Origin of the sequence: Roseivirga sp. (genome assembly GCF_034669765.1) — a bacterium.
Lineage (GTDB): Bacteria > Bacteroidota > Bacteroidia > Cytophagales > Cyclobacteriaceae > Roseivirga.
Window position 1 is genome coordinate 81,372 of record NZ_JAXMOQ010000004.1, and the last position, 17,480, is coordinate 98,851.

Here is a 17,480-nt window from a genome sequence, read left to right on the forward strand (position 1 = left end):
GCGCTTCTGCGTGTTCTTTGCGGTTCATACTCCCTTTCTGTGTTTCTAAAAAAGCCCTTCGCCTTTCCATCATTTTCCTTACTTTAGTCTATTATTTCCGATCGAAAAATCGTCATTCCGACTAACAGCCTATGTACCTGATATTTGATACCGAAACCACTGGTTTACCTAAAAACTATAATGCTCCGGTAAGTGATCTCGACAACTGGCCCCGATTGGTTCAACTCGCTTGGCAGCTGCACGATGGTTACGGAAAGCTGATTTCAGCACAGAATTTCATCGTGAAACCCGATGGTTTCACCATCCCCTATAACTCCCAACAAATCCATGGTATTTCTACGGAAAGGGCGATGGAAGAAGGTCATGATCTCAATGACGTACTTAAAGCATTCTCCGAAGACCTCGCCAAAACCACCATTGCGGTTGGGCATAATATTGAATTCGATTTAAATATTGTTGGGGCAGAATACCTGCGTACCGAGCAGGACAATAAGTTAGAAGGCTTTAATAACATTGATACAAAAAATGTAGCCACAGAATTCTGTGCTATTCCCGGAGGAAAAGGCGGTAGATTCAAATGGCCTACACTTACAGAGCTTCACTTGAAACTCTTCGGAAAAGGATTTGACGATGCACACGATGCAGCTTACGATGTAGACGCTACTGCCCGTTGTTTCTTCGGATTGTTGGAACACAGCGTGGTACCTCCTATTGAAGGTATTCGTTTATCGGAAATTAAATACGAAGCACCCGAACTTGACGCTGCCAATTTTGCTAAAACCGATGAGCAAGAAAGCGCAGGTGGGATTGGGAAAATAGACAAGGAAACACTTTCCGATTTAAAGGAAGTCCCCTTCTCACACCTACACTGTCATTCTCAGTTTTCCATTCTCCAAGCCACTTCGGAACTCACCGCCTTGGTAAATACCGCTAAGGAAATGGGGATGCCAGCCATTGCTATGACGGATCATGGAAACATGATGGGTGCATTTACTTTTGTGAAAGCAGCTTTAAATGCAGGAATCACACCTATTGTTGGTTGTGAATTCAACCTTTGTACCGACAGAAGTAATAAAAAGCTACAGGACAACGGTAACCAAACCGTGATTTTAGCCAAAAACAAAAAAGGCTACCACAACTTGGTGAAATTAGCCTCCATCGCCTATACCGAAGGTTTTTATTACCTACCAAGAATAGACAGAAACGATTTAATAAAATACAAAGCTGACCTTATCGCCACCACAGGCGGGCTTTGGGGTGAAGTTCCCTACCTCATTCTGAATGTAGGCGAGACGCAAGCAGAAGAAGCTTTTGTGTGGTGGAAAGAACAATTTGGCGATGACTTCTATGCAGAAATTAATCGTCATGGGCTTCCAGAAGAAGACCACGTTAACAGAATTTTACTTAAGCTCTGCAAGAAGTACGATGTAAAGTATATCGCTTCGAACAACACCTACTATACAAAAAAAGACCAAGCCGTAGCGCATGATATTCTGCTCTGTGTAAAAGATGCGGAATCGGTAAGTAAGCCTAAAAAATACATAGGAAAACGCGGAAGAGAATTCCGTTACGGTTTCCCGAACGATGAATTCTATATCAAGTCGCCTGAGGAGATGAAAAAACTCTTCACCGATTTGCCAGAAGCGATTGCCAACACCAACGAAATCGTAGAGAAAATAGAATCTTATAAACTGCAGCGCGATGTACTACTTCCAAAATTCGATATTCCCGAGAAGTTCATTTCTCCTGAAGACAATACGGATGGCGGAAAACGCGGTGAGAATGCTTTTCTGCGTCACCTTACTTATGAAGGTGCGATAAAGCGCTATGGAGAGATCACCGAAGAAATCAAAGAACGTCTAGATTTCGAGCTTGAAACGATTGCCAATACTGGCTATCCCGGTTACTTCCTTATTGTTCAAGATTTCACCAATAAGGCCAAGGAAATGGATGTAGCTGTAGGGCCAGGAAGGGGTTCGGCAGCAGGTTCGGCAGTAGCTTATTGTATCGGAATTACGAATGTGGATCCTATCAAGTATGATCTCCTTTTTGAGCGTTTCCTTAATCCAGACAGGGTATCACTTCCCGATATTGATATTGACTTTGATGATGAAGGTCGCCAAAAGGTAATTGACTATGTAATCAATAAATACGGAAAGAATCAGGTGGCTCAAATCATTACCTATGGTAGTATGGCGGCCAAATCTTCCATTCGAGATACGGCCAGGGTAATGGAACTTCCTTTGTTCGATGCCGACAGAATTGCCAAACTAGTTCCTGATACTTCTTTGGCCAAATTATTCGCTTTCAGCGAAAAGGAATTAAAAGCAAAACTTAAAAGTGACCAGGTCCCACTTGCCCAAGAGTTGATCAAAATATCGCATGGCAATGATGAACTGGCCAGGGTGTTAAACCAAGCCAGAGTACTTGAAGGCTCGGTTCGAAATACTGGAATTCACGCCTGTGGGGTAATTATTACGCCAGACGATATTACTAATTTCGCGCCTGTGGCCGTAGCCAAGGATTCGGACATGTGGTGTACCCAGTTCGATAACGCGGTTGTAGAAGATGCTGGGCTACTCAAGATGGATTTCTTGGGATTGAAGACCCTCACCCTAATTAAAGATGCGGTTAACAATGTAAAAGAACGTCATGATGTCGATCTCGTTCCAGACGATTTCCCACTGGATGACACGCTTACTTATGAGCTTTTCCAGCGAGGAGAAACGGTTGGTATTTTCCAATACGAATCCAACGGAATGCAGAAGTATTTGCGTGACCTTAAGCCTACTGCTTTTGCTGATTTAATTGCCATGAACGCCCTGTACCGACCAGGGCCACTAGAATACATTCCTTCTTTTGTTCGAAGAAAACACGGTGACGAAGAAATCACCTACGATTTGGATGATATGAAGGAATACCTTGAGGAAACTTACGGTATTACGGTCTATCAAGAGCAAGTGATGTTGCTTTCCCAGAAACTTGCGGGTTTCACTAAAGGTGAAGCCGATGTACTTCGTAAGGCGATGGGTAAGAAAAACCGTCAAATGCTTGATGAGCTAAAGCCTAAATTTGTTGGCCAAGCAGTGGATAAAGGGCATGCGGCTGACAAACTAGAGAAAATATGGAAGGATTGGGAGGCATTTGCTTCTTACGCCTTTAACAAATCACACTCTACCTGTTACGCTTATGTGGCCTTTCAAACGGCCTACCTAAAAGCACATTATCCTGCTGAATACATGGCTTCGGTACTCAGTAATAACATGAACGACATTAAGCAGGTGACTTTCTTTATGGAAGAATGCCAGCGCATGGGCATTCCTGTGTTGGGGCCAGACGTTAACGAGTCGAACTACAAGTTTACAGTAAACGCCAAAGGCGAAATTCGATTTGGAATGGGCGCTATTAAAGGAGTGGGTGAAGCTGCCATTGAGTCGATTATTGAAGAAAGAAAAGAAGAAGGCCCGTACCATAATATTTTTGAGTTTGCAGAAAGAGTAAACCTAAGGGCAGTGAACAAAAAGAACTGCGAATCATTAGCCATGGCTGGTGGTTTCGATTGCTTCGAAGATTACCACAGAAGACAATATTTGTTTGCTCCAGAAAATGAGCAAACCCTACTCGAAAAAGTAATTCGATACGCCAATGCCAAGCAAGCCGAAAAAGATGCTGCTCAGGTTTCTCTTTTTGGAGGCGATAGTAATGTAGCCACTCCACTTCCGAGTGTATCCATATGCGAGCCATTCAGCGAAATGGAAAAACTCAAAATTGAGAAAGATGTGGTGGGCTTCTATATTTCAGGCCACCCGCTTAATCAGTTTGAAGTAGAACTGGAAAGCTTCTGTAAACCAGTGGGAGAAATTAAGCGATATCCAAACCAAGATATCTCCATTGGCGGCATCGTGAGTGGGGTTCGGAACGGACAAACCAAGAACGGAAAGCCTTTTGCTATTCTTAGCATTGAAGATTACAACAGTTCTGTTGAGCTCTTCTTGATGGGCGAAAAGTACATGAACCATGCGCAGTATTTAAGACCCGGAGAGTTTCTATTTATCACAGGAAGGGTGGAATTGAACTGGCGCAAGAAAAATGAAATTAGAGACAATCCACACATCACCCCTACGCCTGAAGATTGGGAGTTGCAAGTAGCCGCCATTTCCCTTTTAAGTGAATTAAGAGAGAAAAGGGCGAAAGGCATTAAGGTGAGTATTAATGCTAGGGATGTCGACCAAGAGTTGATTGATACGATCATGAAATTAACAAAAGAGCATGAAGGAAATACAGAGCTTAGAATTCAGTTGGTAGAAAAATCTGAGAACCTGAGTGTCGAACTTTTAAGTAGAAAAGTGAAAGTAGACCCGAATAGTAACCTCATTAGAACATTGAAGAAATACGCTAATTCCGCCAGTTTAATCACGAATTAGAGGACATAAATAAACGTGATCAATAGGCTATTTAGAATGACAATGAAGGGTTGCCTTGGTTTTAGCTGTCATAATTGAACTTTTTAATTAGTTTTGTTGTCAACCTGCAACAAGAGAAATAAGGAACTTAATAAATATATAATGGCAAAAGCAATTGAAATTACAGACGCTAACTTTGATGAGTTAGTATTAAAATCAGACAAACCAGTATTGGTAGATTTTTGGGCAGCATGGTGTGGTCCTTGTAGAATGGTAGGTCCGGTTGTGGAAGAAATCGCAGGTGAATACGAAGGAAAAGCCGTAATTGGTAAAGTAGATGTTGATGCTAATCCAGGTATTTCTGCAAAATACGGTATCCGTTCTATCCCATCTCTACTCTACTTTAAAGGTGGAGAACAAGTAGATGGCGTTGTAGGTGCAGTACCTAAAGGAACATTGACTTCTAAATTAGAAGCTACTTTGGCTTAATTGACCAAACGTCTTAAAAACATATGTAAAGGCTGCACGAAAGTGCGGCCTTTTTTTGTGCTGGATTTTTATCTGGCTTCAGTAAAGACATCAACCTCAAGGCATCGCCCAAAAACTATGCTTTACTTTCAGATGCTTTAGATAAAAGCCAAGGAGATTATTTCGACCTTAATTCACCGAGATACAAATAGTTACAGTATTTAAACTCCCATTACGCCAACTCATAAGTACATTCCGTAAATTTGCAAGAAATAAAAAATGATCTGAAGACATACCGCTGTTTTTAACATAAATCTTCTTACTTTTGCACTTCAATTTTCAAAGCTCAAAAGCCTAAGATCATGGATAACCAACTATTTGCCGGAACTGAATCAGCCTATCTTGGAAAGATGATTGCCGAATTCTACGGTAAATCATTGGGATCTGTAGAAATTCAAAAATTCAGTGATGGAGAAATTGCCCCTTACTACACAGAGTCAGTAAGAGGTAATAGAGTGTTTTTAATTCAATCTACCATCCCTCCTTCTGACAATCTATTTGAGCTTTGCTTAATGATTGACGCGGCCAAAAGAGCAAGTGCTTATAAAGCCATTGCTGTTATCCCTTACTTCGGTTATGCCCGTCAAGACAGAAAGGACAAACCGAGAGTGGCAATTGGCGCTAAGTTAGTAGCCAACATTCTTACTGCAGCTGGTGCAGATAGAATCATGACTTGCGATTTACACGCAGGGCAAATTCAAGGCTTTTTCGATATTCCTGTAGATCATTTAGATGGCGCAGCGGTATTCGTTCCTTACATCAGAAAACTGAACTTAGACAATCTTCTTTTTGCTTCTCCAGATGTTGGGGGTGTAAAAAGAACAAGGGCTTTCGCACAGCATTTCAACGCTGAAATGGTGGTAATCGATAAGCACCGTACAAAAGCCAACGAAGTAGCCGAAATGAGAATTATCGGTAACGTAGAAGGTAAACACGTGATTTTAGTAGATGACCTTGTAGATACTGCAGGCACAATCTGTAAAGCAGCTAAAATTATTTTAGATGAAGGCGCCCTTTCAGTGAGAGCTTTCTGTACTCACCCAGTATTATCTGGCAAGGCGTACGACAATATTAACAACTCTGTTTTAGAAGAACTGGTAGTAACAGACACCATTCCTTTAAGACAACAATCAGACAAAATCAAGGTACTTACTGTTGCTGAACTTTTCGCAAAAGCAATTAGGAGTGTAACCCAAGATGGGTCTATTAGCGAGCTATTTATTTAACAAATATATATTATGAGAAAAGTAGAGATTATAGGGTTTAAAAGAGCAAATCTCGGTAAGACTGAGTCAAAAAGACTTAGACTCGAAGGTCAGATTCCATGTGTACTTTATGGCGGTGATGATCAAGTGCATTTCTATGCACCTGCAATTCAGTTCCGTGAAGTGTTGTACACTCCTGAGCCATGCTTCATCACCTTAAATATTGAAGGCGAAATATTCGAAGCCATTGCCCAAGATTCACAATACCACCCAGTAAGCGATATGCTTTTGCATGTTGATTTCTTACAGTTGTTCAAAGGAAAATACATCAAAATGGAAATTCCAGTAAGAATGGAAGGTACAGCACCTGGTGTAATCAACGGAGGTAGCTTAGTGATCAAAAGACCAAAACTAGTGGTAAAAGCACTTCCTAAGGATATGCCAGATTCAATTTCAGTAGACGTCTCTAACTTGAAACTTGGTAAATCAACAAAAGTTGGTGCATTAACTACTGAAGGTTTTGAAATCCAAAACAGCCCATTAGTAACTATCGCGTCTGTAGCAATACCAAGAGCACTAAGAGGCGCTGGGTTGACTGACGAAGAAGAAGAAGGAGAAGAAGAAAGCGGTGAAGAAGGTGCTTCTGAAGCAACTGAATCTGCTGAGTAAGAATTTCTTATTTGAAAACATGAAAATCCTGCCTTTTAAGGGCAGGATTTTTTTATTTGCGTACGTATTGAAAATACACACAAATTAAAAATGCACTAAAATGAAATACCTCATTGTTGGACTTGGAAACATTGGGCCAGAGTATGAACTAACACGGCATAATATCGGCTTTCTAACTTTAGACAGGTTGGCTGACACAAAAGGAGTTTCGTTTGAAATCGATCGTCTTGCTTACCATACCGAATTCAAACACAAGGGCAGAACAATCCATATGATAAAGCCGACCACTTATATGAACCTTAGTGGCAAGGCCGTCAAATTTTGGATGCAAGAATTAAAAATCCCCATTGAAAAAGTATTGGTAATTGTGGACGACCTGGCTATTCCTTTCTCCAAACTAAGGATGAGAGCAAAAGGATCCAGCGCAGGACACAATGGTCTAAAGAACATTGAAGAGTTGTGTGGAGGTCAAAACTACCCTCGCCTTAAGTTTGGTATTGGGGACGACTTCTCCAAAGGCGGACAGGTCAATTATGTATTGAGTCCATTTAGCAAGAACGAATTTGAGGAACTCCCGTTTGCCATGGACAAGGCCATAGAAATGATCTACTCATTTTGTAGCATCGGTATTTCGCAAACCATGACCCAGTTCAACGATTAAGTCAAACAAAGGATCAAATCGCTGCGTTAGCGATATCGCATACAGAACCACAAAATCAAAAATAAATTCATTCTAATCGGTCAAGGTATATCTTTGACAAAAAAACACAAATATGAAGGAATCAGAAATTAAACTCAGGGTAGTATTGGATGATGAAAACATTCCTGAAAAAATATATTGGGATGCTACTGAAAAAGAAGGTGACGGAGAGGAAGAAACTAAATCGGTAAGCCTAAACATCTGGGACCACAATACCCAAAACACCTTAAGAATAGACCTCTGGAACAAAGAAATGCCCACTGACGAGATGAAAAGGTTTTATGTTGACTGCCTAGGTGGTTTAGCACAAAGCATTCTCAACTCTACAGGTGATGAGTTCATGTCTACTGCCATGAATCGCCTTTGCGATAAACTTGTAAAGCACCTTGAAGAAGAAGCCAAAAAAGGTAGTCAAGATTAATTGAAACAGTCTATCATTGGTGCACCGGGTTACTAAATTTAGTATGCATGACGAATATTTTTTCTTGTAAACCCTTTTTAAACTTACAAAACATTGTATTTTTGAGATAGACGATGCCATTCGCACCGTATTTACATTAACAAGCCAAACTTAATTTGTTTCCAAACTCAGAATAAGATGATGAAGATGAAGAGAATTTTGAAGGGACTGGCACTTGTATTTTTGATCATGCAGTCCACTGCAGTTTATGGTCAATCACAGGTTTCCATCTCGGGCCGAGTGGCAGATGCTGCCACTGGTGAAAGTCTACCTGGTGTAAACATCAGAGTAAAGGACAAGGTGATAGGAACGATTACAAACGCCAAAGGGGACTTCAGTCTTACGGTAAACCAATCAGCCCCATTAGTACTTGTTTTTTCTTATGTGGGATATACTCCACAAGAGATATCCATTACCGAAGCCAATGTCACTGGGCTTGAAGTTAAAATGGAAGAGCAAGTCATATTCGGACAAGACGTGGTTGTTTCTGCTTCAAGAGTAGAAGAAAGTATCTTACGATCTCCCGTTTCAATCGAAAAATTAGACATCCTAGACATTAGGAATACTGCTTCAGCTTCATTTTATGAAGGATTAGCAACGTTGAAGGGTGTAGATTTCAGTACTCAGAGTATCACATTTAAATCCATTAACATGCGTGGTTTTGGCGCAAATGGTAACACTCGATTTGTACAACTCATTGACGGTATTGACAATCAGGCCCCTGGCCTCAACTTCGCAGTTGGAAACATTGTAGGTATCAATGATTTGGATTTAGAGTCTGCTGAATTACAACCAGGTGCATCTTCTGCACTTTATGGACCAAATGCAATAAATGGTATCCTTCTACTTACTTCGAAAAACCCTTTTGAATACCAAGGATTAAGCGTTTATGCTAAAACAGGAGTTAACCATGTAGACGAAAGAGACGACAATATGTCTCTCTATCAAGATTATGGGTTTCGCTATGCAAAGGCCTACAATAACAAGTTAGCTTTTAAAGTAACTGCGTCATACCTAAGTGCCAATGACTTTATTGGTGTTGACACCAGAGATCAAGGCTTGGCCACTGGTGGTGTAGTTGAAAGAGGAGCTACTGAAAGAGGTAATAATCGTTTTTATGATGGTGTAAACACTTATGGTGATTTTGGAATTACGGTAGGACGAATTGCTGATGGCGCCATTGCTGGTGGAAACACTTCGGTTGGCGCTATTAGATCATTATTCCCTGATGATCAATCTGGTTACTTCACCCCTACTGGTTTTAGTGAATCTTCTTTTGTGGATAACACTACAGAGAGTGTGAAAATTGGTGGTGCGTTGCATTACAGGTTGAATGACAACCTAGAGTTACTTGGACAGTTCAATTATGGATCGGGAAGTACAGTATATACGGCTAACGACCGTTTCGTCCTTGACAACTTCAGTATCACAACGGCCAAGCTAGAGTTAAAAGGATCTGAATTCTATTTAAGAGGTTATACTACTCAAGAAAACTCTGGAGACACTTATGCTGCTAATACTTTAGCTTCATTAATTAACCAGCAAACTTACCTTTCACCATATTTATCAGCATTTGCTGGGGCTAGATTAGCAGGTGCAAGTATTGAACAAGCGCATGCTTCGGCAAGAGTTTCTGCAGATGCAGCACAGCCTCAACCAGGTTCAGCAGCATTTGAAGCCCTTGTAGAGAGCAATAGAGCTAAGCCTATCTCAGAAGGAGGAGCCCTTTTCCTTGATAAGACAGATTTATACCACATGGAAGGCAACTGGAACTTGAGTGACAGAATTGATTTTGCTGATGTTATAGTTGGTGCTAACTATAGAAGATATGCGCTCTACTCAGAAGGAACACTTTTCGCCCTAGAGAACGATGGTTCTGAAGTTGCTTTTAATGAATATGGTGCTTTCCTACAAGCTTCAAAAAGCGTAGCGAATGACAACCTAACATTCCAAGGCTCTGTTCGATATGATAAAAACGAGTACTTTAAAGGTCAATTATCACCTAGAGTTTCTGCTGTAGGTACTATTGCCGATAATCATAACGTTCGTGCTTCATTCCAAAGAGGCTTTAGAATTCCTACTACCCAAGATCAATTCATCGATTTAGATGTGGTTACAAGAAGACTTGTGGGTAGCAATGACCTACTTGTAGATCGTTACAACTTCAAAACTAACACGGTTTATACTACAGAAAGTGTAGATGCAGCAAGAGCAGCAGGTAACGAAGCCCTTTTAGTTATTGAAGATAGAGTTAACAATGAATTCAAAACAGAAAAAGTAAACACTTTCGAAATAGGCTATAAAGGCTTATTTGCAGATGGAAAACTACTAGTTGATGCATACTACTATAATAGCACTTACACCGACTTTATTGCTGAAATTGACTTTACTCAAGCCGTACCGAATGGCTTAAGACAACCAAATTCAGATGCTGGAACTCAAGGACAAAGACAGCAGATTGTTGATGGCACTGTACCAACCCAGCGTTATGGTTTTGATGTTAATGCTGACGGAAAAGTTAAATCTCAAGGATGGGCACTTCAATTGGATTACCAAATTGGTAATGGATATGAAATTGGAGCTAATGTTGCTTACAACGAGTTAACATCACAGGATGATCTTATTGCACAAGGTTTTGCAGCTAGTTATAACACTCCAAAATACAGGTACAATATCAAGTTCAGTAACAGAAAAGTTACAGACAGACTTGGATTCAATGTTACTTACAGATGGCAGCAAGCGTTCCTTTGGGAATCTTCTTTCGGAACTGGTGTAATTCCTGAATTCGGATCATTAGATGCTCAAGTAAGCTATAAAGTGCCTACTTGGAAATCTACTTTCAAAATCGGTGCAAGTAACCTTTTGAACGAAAGATATACGACTTCATTCGGTAACCCATCGCTTGGAGGAATCTACTACTTCCAAATCACGTTTGATGAATTCTTCAATTAAATCGACATGACAATGAAAAATTTAAAAATATACTTATTCGCTTTATTGGCATCGGGAGTACTATTGGCCTCATGCGATGAAGAAGAAGCATTAGTTGACCAAAGAAAGGCTGACAATCCTTTACCCTCAGCTACTGCCACCACCGGCACCAATGGCTCCGTTACACTCACTAAATACGTGAGTATCGGAAACTCCATTACTGCTGGTTATATGGATGGGGCGCTCTATACCAATGGTCAAGCCAATTCTTTTGCAAACCTTTTAGGTCAGCAATTCCAAATTTCAGGAGTTGGCGGTACGGCTTTTAACCAACCTGATATTAACTCAGTAAATGGTTATTCAGGGGTAGGCCCTAACAATTCTATTTTAGGTAGATATGTTTTAGACCTGAGCATTCCTGGCCCAAAACCTACCGTAGGTGAGGCACCATCGGCTTATGCTGGAAACAAAGCTCAGCTTAATAATTTTGCTGTTCCTGGTATGAGAATAGTGGACATCAATGATCCTGCCCTTGCAGGTTCTAACCCACTATATGCCCGTTTTGCGAGCAGCCCTGGCACTTCTACTGTATTGTCTGATGCTTTAGCAGCAAACCCTACTTTCTATACCTATTGGTTAGGAAATAATGATGCCCTTGGCTATGCTGTTGGTGGTGGTGTTAATGATGCCGCAATTACCTCACAAGGTAATTTTCAAAATGCTTTGGCGAGTTCACTAAGTCAATTGGCTGGAACTGGCGCAAAAGGTATAGTGGTTACTTTACCTCCATTGGTATTGCTTCCTTACTTTAGAGCCGTAAAGTGGAATGCAGTTCCTTTAGATGCTGCAAATGCCACTGCACTTAATTCAGCTTTCGCTGGATTGAACGCTGCCCTAGATGGGTTGGCCAGTTTCCAATTAATAACTGCTGCAGAAGCAGCCAAAAGGAAAGTAACCTATCAAGCTAGCCCTAATAATCCCATATTAATGCATGATAAAGATTTAGAAGACTTAGGTCCTAAATTTGATGCGCTACTCGGAGCACAAGCCATTACGGCAGCTCAAAGAGCAGGCTTAGAACCCTACAGACAATCAAGACCAGCTACGTCTAGTGACCTACCAGTTTTAACAGCCGCAACAGTCTTAGGGACTGGAGCAGCACCAATTGGTGTGGCCATTCCAATAGCAGATAAATATGTATTATCTGCCAACGAAGTTGTTAAAACAGTGACTGCAAGAGCAACCTTTAACCAAACCATTAAAGGTGTGGTTGATTTAATCAATTCAGGGCCAGGCGGCACTGTGATTACTCTTGTAGATGTGCAGCCTAAATTTGCTGATTTGTTCGGCCTAAATAGTACCCTTGTGAGTCAGTTAGCGCTGGGGTTAGGAACTCAATCTTCAATTGCTGCAGTAAATGCAGAAGCCGATGGCGTTTTGGGAATCAAAGTTAATGGAACCAACCTAGCACCAGATTTTAGTCCTAATGGAGTATTCTCAACAGACGGGATTCATCCTAACCCTCGTGGACATGCCATTATTGCTAACCTAATTTTAAGTGCTATGAGAACAGCTTACGGGGTAGAAATACCAGATATAGATGTACTTGCTCAGAGAGGCATTCTTGTTCAATAAAAAACCTATTGATTAACGGAAAGGGAGTGATTTACATCACTCCCTTTTTTTATGCCTTTGTAATACTAACTATCATATAAAAAAAAGCGCCCCGAAGACGTCTTCTTCGGGGCACACCTCAACCAAATAGATTAATAACCATCAACTTCACGGTCCAACAAGACCTTTAATTATAAAATCTTTAGAAATACTATGGCAAGCTACTTGCCAAAACGCAAAAACAATTTTAACCCCTGATTTACAATTACTTACTTATCTATAAATAAGTGAAACAATAGAATTTAATCCCAAACGCTACACTGTATTCCCAAAATGGGATCAATAACAATAAAAATACTGGTCCTATCATTCCACTTTTCTATCTATTTTTGAAAAAAACCTTCTTATGAAAGTAGTTGCTATGATTCCGGCCCGATACGAAGCCACAAGATTTCCTGGAAAGCTTATGGCTGATCTTCACGGTCATTCTGTTATCATAACCACTTATACCGCTACCTTAAATACAGGTTTATTTGATGAGGTTTTTGTGGTGACGGATAGCACCATCATTCGTGACGAGATTACCGCCCATGATGGTAAAGTAATTATGAGTATTGAAACTCATGAAAGCGGAAGCGATAGAATTGCTGAAGCAGCCGAAAATATTGATGCCGATATTATTGTCAATGTGCAAGGAGACGAGCCTTTCACCCAAACCGACACGCTCAAGAAACTTCTTGATGTTTTTGAAAAAGATACCCAAAGAGAAATCGACTTGGCTTCTCCTATGGTGAGCTTAAAGGGAAAAGAAAATATTCAAAACCCAAATCATGTAAAAGTGATTACGGATCAAAATAGTTTCGCAATCTATTTTTCTCGTTTCCCCATTCCCTATCCTAGAAATCATGAAATCGATATTCCTTATTTCAAACACATCGGTATTTATGCTTTCCGAAAAGCCGCACTTCTTGCTTTCAAAAATACTCCAATGACACCATTGGAAAACGCTGAGAAAATTGAGTGCATTCGTTACTTGGAAACAGGAAGAAAAATAAAAATGGTAGAAATAGATCATGTAGGAATATCCATTGACTCGCCTGAAGATTTAGAAAAAGCCAAAGATTACATGAACTCAAGGAACAATTAAACGAGATACTTGTTCTATTTCAAAAATGACAAACATATGAGCACAGTTACATTAAAAGGTAATTCAATTCAAACATCAGGCAGCCTACCAAATGTGGGTGAGCAAGCCAAAGATTTCACCCTAACAAAAACTGATCTTTCAAAACTTACCCTTTCAGACTTGAAAGGATCAAAAGTAGTCCTTAATATATTCCCTAGTGTGGATACAAGTACTTGCGCTACTTCAGTAAGGAAATTCAATGAGCAAGCTTCAGGATTAGAAAACACTAAGGTAGTTTGCATCTCGCGTGACCTTCCCTTTGCCCAAGCAAGGTTTTGTGGTGCTGAAGGCATTGAAAACGTAATTAACGCTTCTGATTATGCCACTGGCCAGTTTGGTAAGGATTACGGCTTAGAAATCATAGACCCGCCATTGTTAAACCTTCATTCAAGAGCAGTGATTGTTTTAGACGAAAATGGAAAAGTAGTTTATACTGAGCAAGTACCAGAAATTGTAGACGAGCCCAATTACGAAAAAGCATTAGAAGCTCTGAAGTAATTTTTAAGCTAAGTAATTTAGAATATAAAGCCTGCCCACAAGCAGGCTTTATCTGTTTATCAGCATTCTAAGAAGTATATCAAGTACTACAATTTGTCACCTGAGTATATTTTAGTAGCTTAATAAGCTCAAAGAGAAGAATTATGAAACGAAGAGATTTTTTGCAGAAGTCAGCCTTAACCACTGCTGGTTTACTGGCTACAGGTTCACTTTTTAGCCAACCATTTTTTGAAGGCAAAATTAAAGACTTCGGTTTTCAAGTCTACACTGTTCGGGATGTAATTAAAAAGGACATGGCGGGCACCTTAAAAACCCTAAGAAAGGCAGGTTATGATTATGCTGAGTTTTTTGATTTTGCCGATGGAAAGCTCTTAGGAATGCCTGTAAAAGAAGTCAAAACTATTATTGACGCTTCTAAAATTAAACTAAAAAGCATTCACGTAGGTACTGGTGCCCAATCGCCTAATGTATCTGGGACAATGGTAAACGATTGGCAACGGGCTGTAGATGACGCTGCTGAATTAGGCGCTGAATATTTAGTTTGTGCTTACCTTGGGGGGGCTGAAAGACAAACCCTTGACCAATACAAACAAGTTTCAGAGCTGTTCAACAAGTCAGCTGAGATCTGTAAAAAATCAGGTATAAAGTTCGCCTACCACAATCATGATTTTGAGTTTAAAGAAATTGACGGTCAGGTGCCTTATGATATTATTCTGAATGAAACTGATGAAGATCTAGTTAAGATGGAGCTTGACATGTACTGGGTTCGGTATGCAGATCAAAACCCACTGAAGATGATTCAAAAAAACAGGGGCCGATTCCCGCTTTGGCATGTTAAAGACATGAGCATGGACGATGATCGTGCAATGAAAGAAGTGGGGTCTGGCAGAATAGATTGGAAACAGCTCTTTGCCTACGATAAGGATGCCGGCCTTGAATACTTCTTCGTGGAACAAGATGGTAATTGGGCCACTGGCTCTGTTGAAAGCCTAGTCACCAGCATTAAGCATTTAAAGAAAATCTAAACAAGTATTTTCTTCAACTTTTAGTACTTCAACCACACACGTAATATCTGTGAGTTTTTGCGCAAAAAAATACTGTGGGCTGTCCGTTATGTCTTTTGGTGAATTACTTACCTCCTATCCTTGAATAGCAGATTATTTGGTCTTCAGTCCAAAACCATACGCTTGTAACCAATCCCGCAAGCGTTAGTCAATAAAAAATTTCAACTATATCACTAAAAACAATTGTAGCACCTTTCCTTTATGACTAAATTGATAGATTAATCAACCACATCAACTCACTATGAAGAAATTAAAGAAAGCTCTTTACATACTGGCATTACTCTTCCCTGTTGCACTTTTCGCACAGAAGGAAATCGTAATTGAACCAGCCAACATCACTATGGAGGTTGGACAAAAGAAACAAATCAATGCTTATGTCATGGAGAATGGCAAAAAGCTTAAAGACCCTATCAACTTACTTTCAAGGGCAAGAAGAAGCCTAACGATTGACTCTACTATGATGGCGCACGCCATTCAGCCGGGTACATACGATATCGTTGCAGTAGCTGATGGCGTTAGAAAAACCTTCCAAATCAAGGTAAACTACCCCGCAATTGCATCAATTAAAATCGATGATATCCCTCAGAAAATCTATGCTGGGACATCCATTGCCCTTAAGTACCATGTGATTGACAAATCTGGTGCAACTAGAGACAATGTTGACGTAAAGTTCACCTCAATGTATGGCAATATTGCTGAAGTAGATGATTACGGAATGGTCAACACCATGATTCCGGGTAAGGCAACGATTACGGTGAAAGCTGAAAATATCACCAATACTATTACAGTAAATGTGGTGAGCAACCCAATTGTTAAAGTTCAATTAGAGGCCGAAATGACGGCAGCAAGAACGGGTGATGTATTCCACTTCAAAGCAAAAGCTTTAGATAAGAATGGAAAAATAATTGCAGACGCTCCTATCTTCTACTCTTTTAATGGAGTATCGGATAACACTTCACAAAGTGCCTCAGGTTTGATCAAAAATGATGGACGTTTTGTAGCAGACGAAGCTGGAAAATATACAATAACTGCATCTTGTGGTGTGGCATCTGCTTCAAAAACGGTTAAAATCGCACCAAGAGAGGTAAGTAGAAAAATCGAGATGGTAGGTCAGGGTTCTGTGAACGACAAACATACTTCTGATTTTTGGGTGTGGGAAGGAATTGACGGAAGAGATTATGCCGTTACTGGAACGTGGGGTGCCGATGGCACAGCCTATTTCTGGGACGTTACTGATCCAGGAAGTATGATCAAAATAGATTCGGTTCAGGTGGATGCCAGAACTGTAAATGATGTAAAAATCTCTGAAGACGGTAAGATTTGTGTAATCAGCCGTGAAGGAGCTTCTGATCGTAAAAATGGATTGGTAATTATTGATGTCTCTAACCCTAGAGATGTAGAAATCATTTCAAGATTTGACGAAAACATGACGGGTGGGGTGCACAACGTATTCCTTTCTGGAGACTATTTATACGCACTTAGCGGAGGTCAGAAATATTACATCATCGATATTAAAGACCCTAAAAACCCACGTGCGGTTTCTAAATTCGAATTAGATACACCAGGTCATTCAATTCATGATGTTTGGGTTGAAGATGGTATTGCATATTCTTCCAACTGGGGAGATGGTATTCAATTGGTAGATGTTGGAAATGGCATTGCTGGTGGTTCACCTGAAAATCCGAAGCAATTCGCGAGCTACGCCTACCCTAACAAAGCCAACCACGCTTCATTCCCTTTCCGTAGCCCTTCTACAGGTAAGTTCTATGTAATTGGTGGAGATGAAATATTCCCTTATGGCTTGAATACTCAAAAAGGTGGAGTAAACATGGCCGCTGGTTACCTACATGTGGTCGATTTTACCGATTTAGAAAACCCACAGGAGGTAGCAAGATTCGAAGTGCCTTACGCTGGATCTCACAACTATTGGATTGAAGGTGAAACGCTTTACGTAGCATTCTATAATGGTGGCGTAAGAGTGGTTGACCTTAGCGGTGAACTGATGGGTGACTTAAGAAAGCAAGGTCGTGAAATTGCTTGGATCTTGCCAAACGATGCAAATGGTTATACCCCTAATGCTCCGTTTACTTGGGGAGCTCAATTACACAAAGGCCATGTATTCTTTTCAGATTTTAACAGTGGATTATGGTCGGCCAAATTAGAGCCAGAAAAACCTAAAAACACTCCTATACAAGTAAAATAAACATCTGAGCAAACGTGGT

Annotated in this window: 12 protein-coding genes; all 12 read left to right on the plus strand. The window is 40.4% G+C overall.

Annotated features, from left to right (window positions below):
• Window positions 1–131: 131 nt before the first annotated feature.
• The 12 genes from dnaE (at window position 132) to VOI17_RS09120 (ending at window position 17,461) form a co-directional block, all read left to right on the plus strand.
• A complete protein-coding gene (dnaE, locus tag VOI17_RS09065; protein WP_323756931.1) occupies window positions 132–4,424 on the plus strand; it encodes a DNA polymerase III subunit alpha in 4,293 nt (1,430 codons plus the stop codon).
• A gap of 141 nt (window positions 4,425–4,565) precedes the next feature.
• Entirely contained in the window at window positions 4,566–4,892 is a 327-nt protein-coding gene (gene trxA, locus VOI17_RS09070) for a thioredoxin (RefSeq protein WP_323756932.1), read from the plus strand.
• 341 nt (window positions 4,893–5,233) lie between these two features.
• On the plus strand, window positions 5,234–6,157 hold the full coding sequence (locus VOI17_RS09075; protein WP_416376048.1) for a ribose-phosphate pyrophosphokinase: 924 nt from the start codon (window positions 5,234–5,236) through the stop codon (window positions 6,155–6,157).
• Between the two features lie 12 nt (window positions 6,158–6,169).
• Window positions 6,170–6,805: a 50S ribosomal protein L25/general stress protein Ctc gene (locus VOI17_RS09080; protein WP_323756933.1), complete on the plus strand. Its 636-nt coding sequence runs from the start codon at window positions 6,170–6,172 to the stop codon at window positions 6,803–6,805.
• Window positions 6,806–6,905: 100 nt separating this feature from the next.
• Window positions 6,906–7,466 carry an aminoacyl-tRNA hydrolase gene (gene pth / locus VOI17_RS09085; RefSeq protein WP_323756934.1) on the plus strand — a complete coding sequence of 187 codons (561 nt, stop codon included), beginning with the start codon at window positions 6,906–6,908 and terminating at the stop codon, window positions 7,464–7,466.
• Window positions 7,467–7,578: 112 nt separating this feature from the next.
• Window positions 7,579–7,926, plus strand: a complete 348-nt coding sequence (gldC, locus tag VOI17_RS09090; protein WP_323756935.1) for a gliding motility protein GldC — start codon at window positions 7,579–7,581, stop codon at window positions 7,924–7,926.
• Between the two features lie 177 nt (window positions 7,927–8,103).
• Window positions 8,104–10,917, plus strand: a complete 2,814-nt coding sequence (locus VOI17_RS09095) for a TonB-dependent receptor (RefSeq protein WP_323756936.1) — start codon at window positions 8,104–8,106, stop codon at window positions 10,915–10,917.
• Window positions 10,918–10,929: 12 nt separating this feature from the next.
• Window positions 10,930–12,531, plus strand: coding sequence for a hypothetical protein (locus VOI17_RS09100; protein ID WP_323756937.1), 1,602 nt, complete (start codon window positions 10,930–10,932; stop codon window positions 12,529–12,531).
• A 385-nt stretch (window positions 12,532–12,916) separates the two neighbouring features.
• On the plus strand, window positions 12,917–13,657 hold the full coding sequence (gene kdsB, locus VOI17_RS09105; RefSeq protein ID WP_323756938.1) for a 3-deoxy-manno-octulosonate cytidylyltransferase: 741 nt from the start codon (window positions 12,917–12,919) through the stop codon (window positions 13,655–13,657).
• A gap of 36 nt (window positions 13,658–13,693) precedes the next feature.
• A complete protein-coding gene (gene tpx / locus VOI17_RS09110; RefSeq protein ID WP_323756939.1) occupies window positions 13,694–14,194 on the plus strand; it encodes a thiol peroxidase in 501 nt (166 codons plus the stop codon).
• A gap of 143 nt (window positions 14,195–14,337) precedes the next feature.
• Window positions 14,338–15,219, plus strand: coding sequence for a sugar phosphate isomerase/epimerase (locus VOI17_RS09115; protein WP_323756940.1), 882 nt, complete (start codon window positions 14,338–14,340; stop codon window positions 15,217–15,219).
• Between the two features lie 280 nt (window positions 15,220–15,499).
• Window positions 15,500–17,461, plus strand: coding sequence for a hypothetical protein (locus tag VOI17_RS09120; protein WP_323756941.1), 1,962 nt, complete (start codon window positions 15,500–15,502; stop codon window positions 17,459–17,461).
• Window positions 17,462–17,480 lie beyond the last annotated feature (19 nt).

What these genes read in the sequence shown, in the direction of transcription:
- dnaE (WP_323756931.1), top strand. Translation starts at nt 132, where the DNA reads ATGTACCTGATATTTGATACCGAAACCACTGGTTTACCTAAAAACTAT.
- trxA (WP_323756932.1), top strand. Translation starts at nt 4,566, where the DNA reads ATGGCAAAAGCAATTGAAATTACAGACGCTAACTTTGATGAGTTAGTA.
- VOI17_RS09075 (WP_416376048.1), top strand. Translation starts at nt 5,234, where the DNA reads ATGGATAACCAACTATTTGCCGGAACTGAATCAGCCTATCTTGGAAAG.
- VOI17_RS09080 (WP_323756933.1), top strand. Translation starts at nt 6,170, where the DNA reads ATGAGAAAAGTAGAGATTATAGGGTTTAAAAGAGCAAATCTCGGTAAG.
- pth (WP_323756934.1), top strand. Translation starts at nt 6,906, where the DNA reads ATGAAATACCTCATTGTTGGACTTGGAAACATTGGGCCAGAGTATGAA.
- gldC (WP_323756935.1), top strand. Translation starts at nt 7,579, where the DNA reads ATGAAGGAATCAGAAATTAAACTCAGGGTAGTATTGGATGATGAAAAC.
- VOI17_RS09095 (WP_323756936.1), top strand. Translation starts at nt 8,104, where the DNA reads ATGATGAAGATGAAGAGAATTTTGAAGGGACTGGCACTTGTATTTTTG.
- VOI17_RS09100 (WP_323756937.1), top strand. Translation starts at nt 10,930, where the DNA reads ATGAAAAATTTAAAAATATACTTATTCGCTTTATTGGCATCGGGAGTA.
- kdsB (WP_323756938.1), top strand. Translation starts at nt 12,917, where the DNA reads ATGAAAGTAGTTGCTATGATTCCGGCCCGATACGAAGCCACAAGATTT.
- tpx (WP_323756939.1), top strand. Translation starts at nt 13,694, where the DNA reads ATGAGCACAGTTACATTAAAAGGTAATTCAATTCAAACATCAGGCAGC.
- VOI17_RS09115 (WP_323756940.1), top strand. Translation starts at nt 14,338, where the DNA reads ATGAAACGAAGAGATTTTTTGCAGAAGTCAGCCTTAACCACTGCTGGT.
- VOI17_RS09120 (WP_323756941.1), top strand. Translation starts at nt 15,500, where the DNA reads ATGAAGAAATTAAAGAAAGCTCTTTACATACTGGCATTACTCTTCCCT.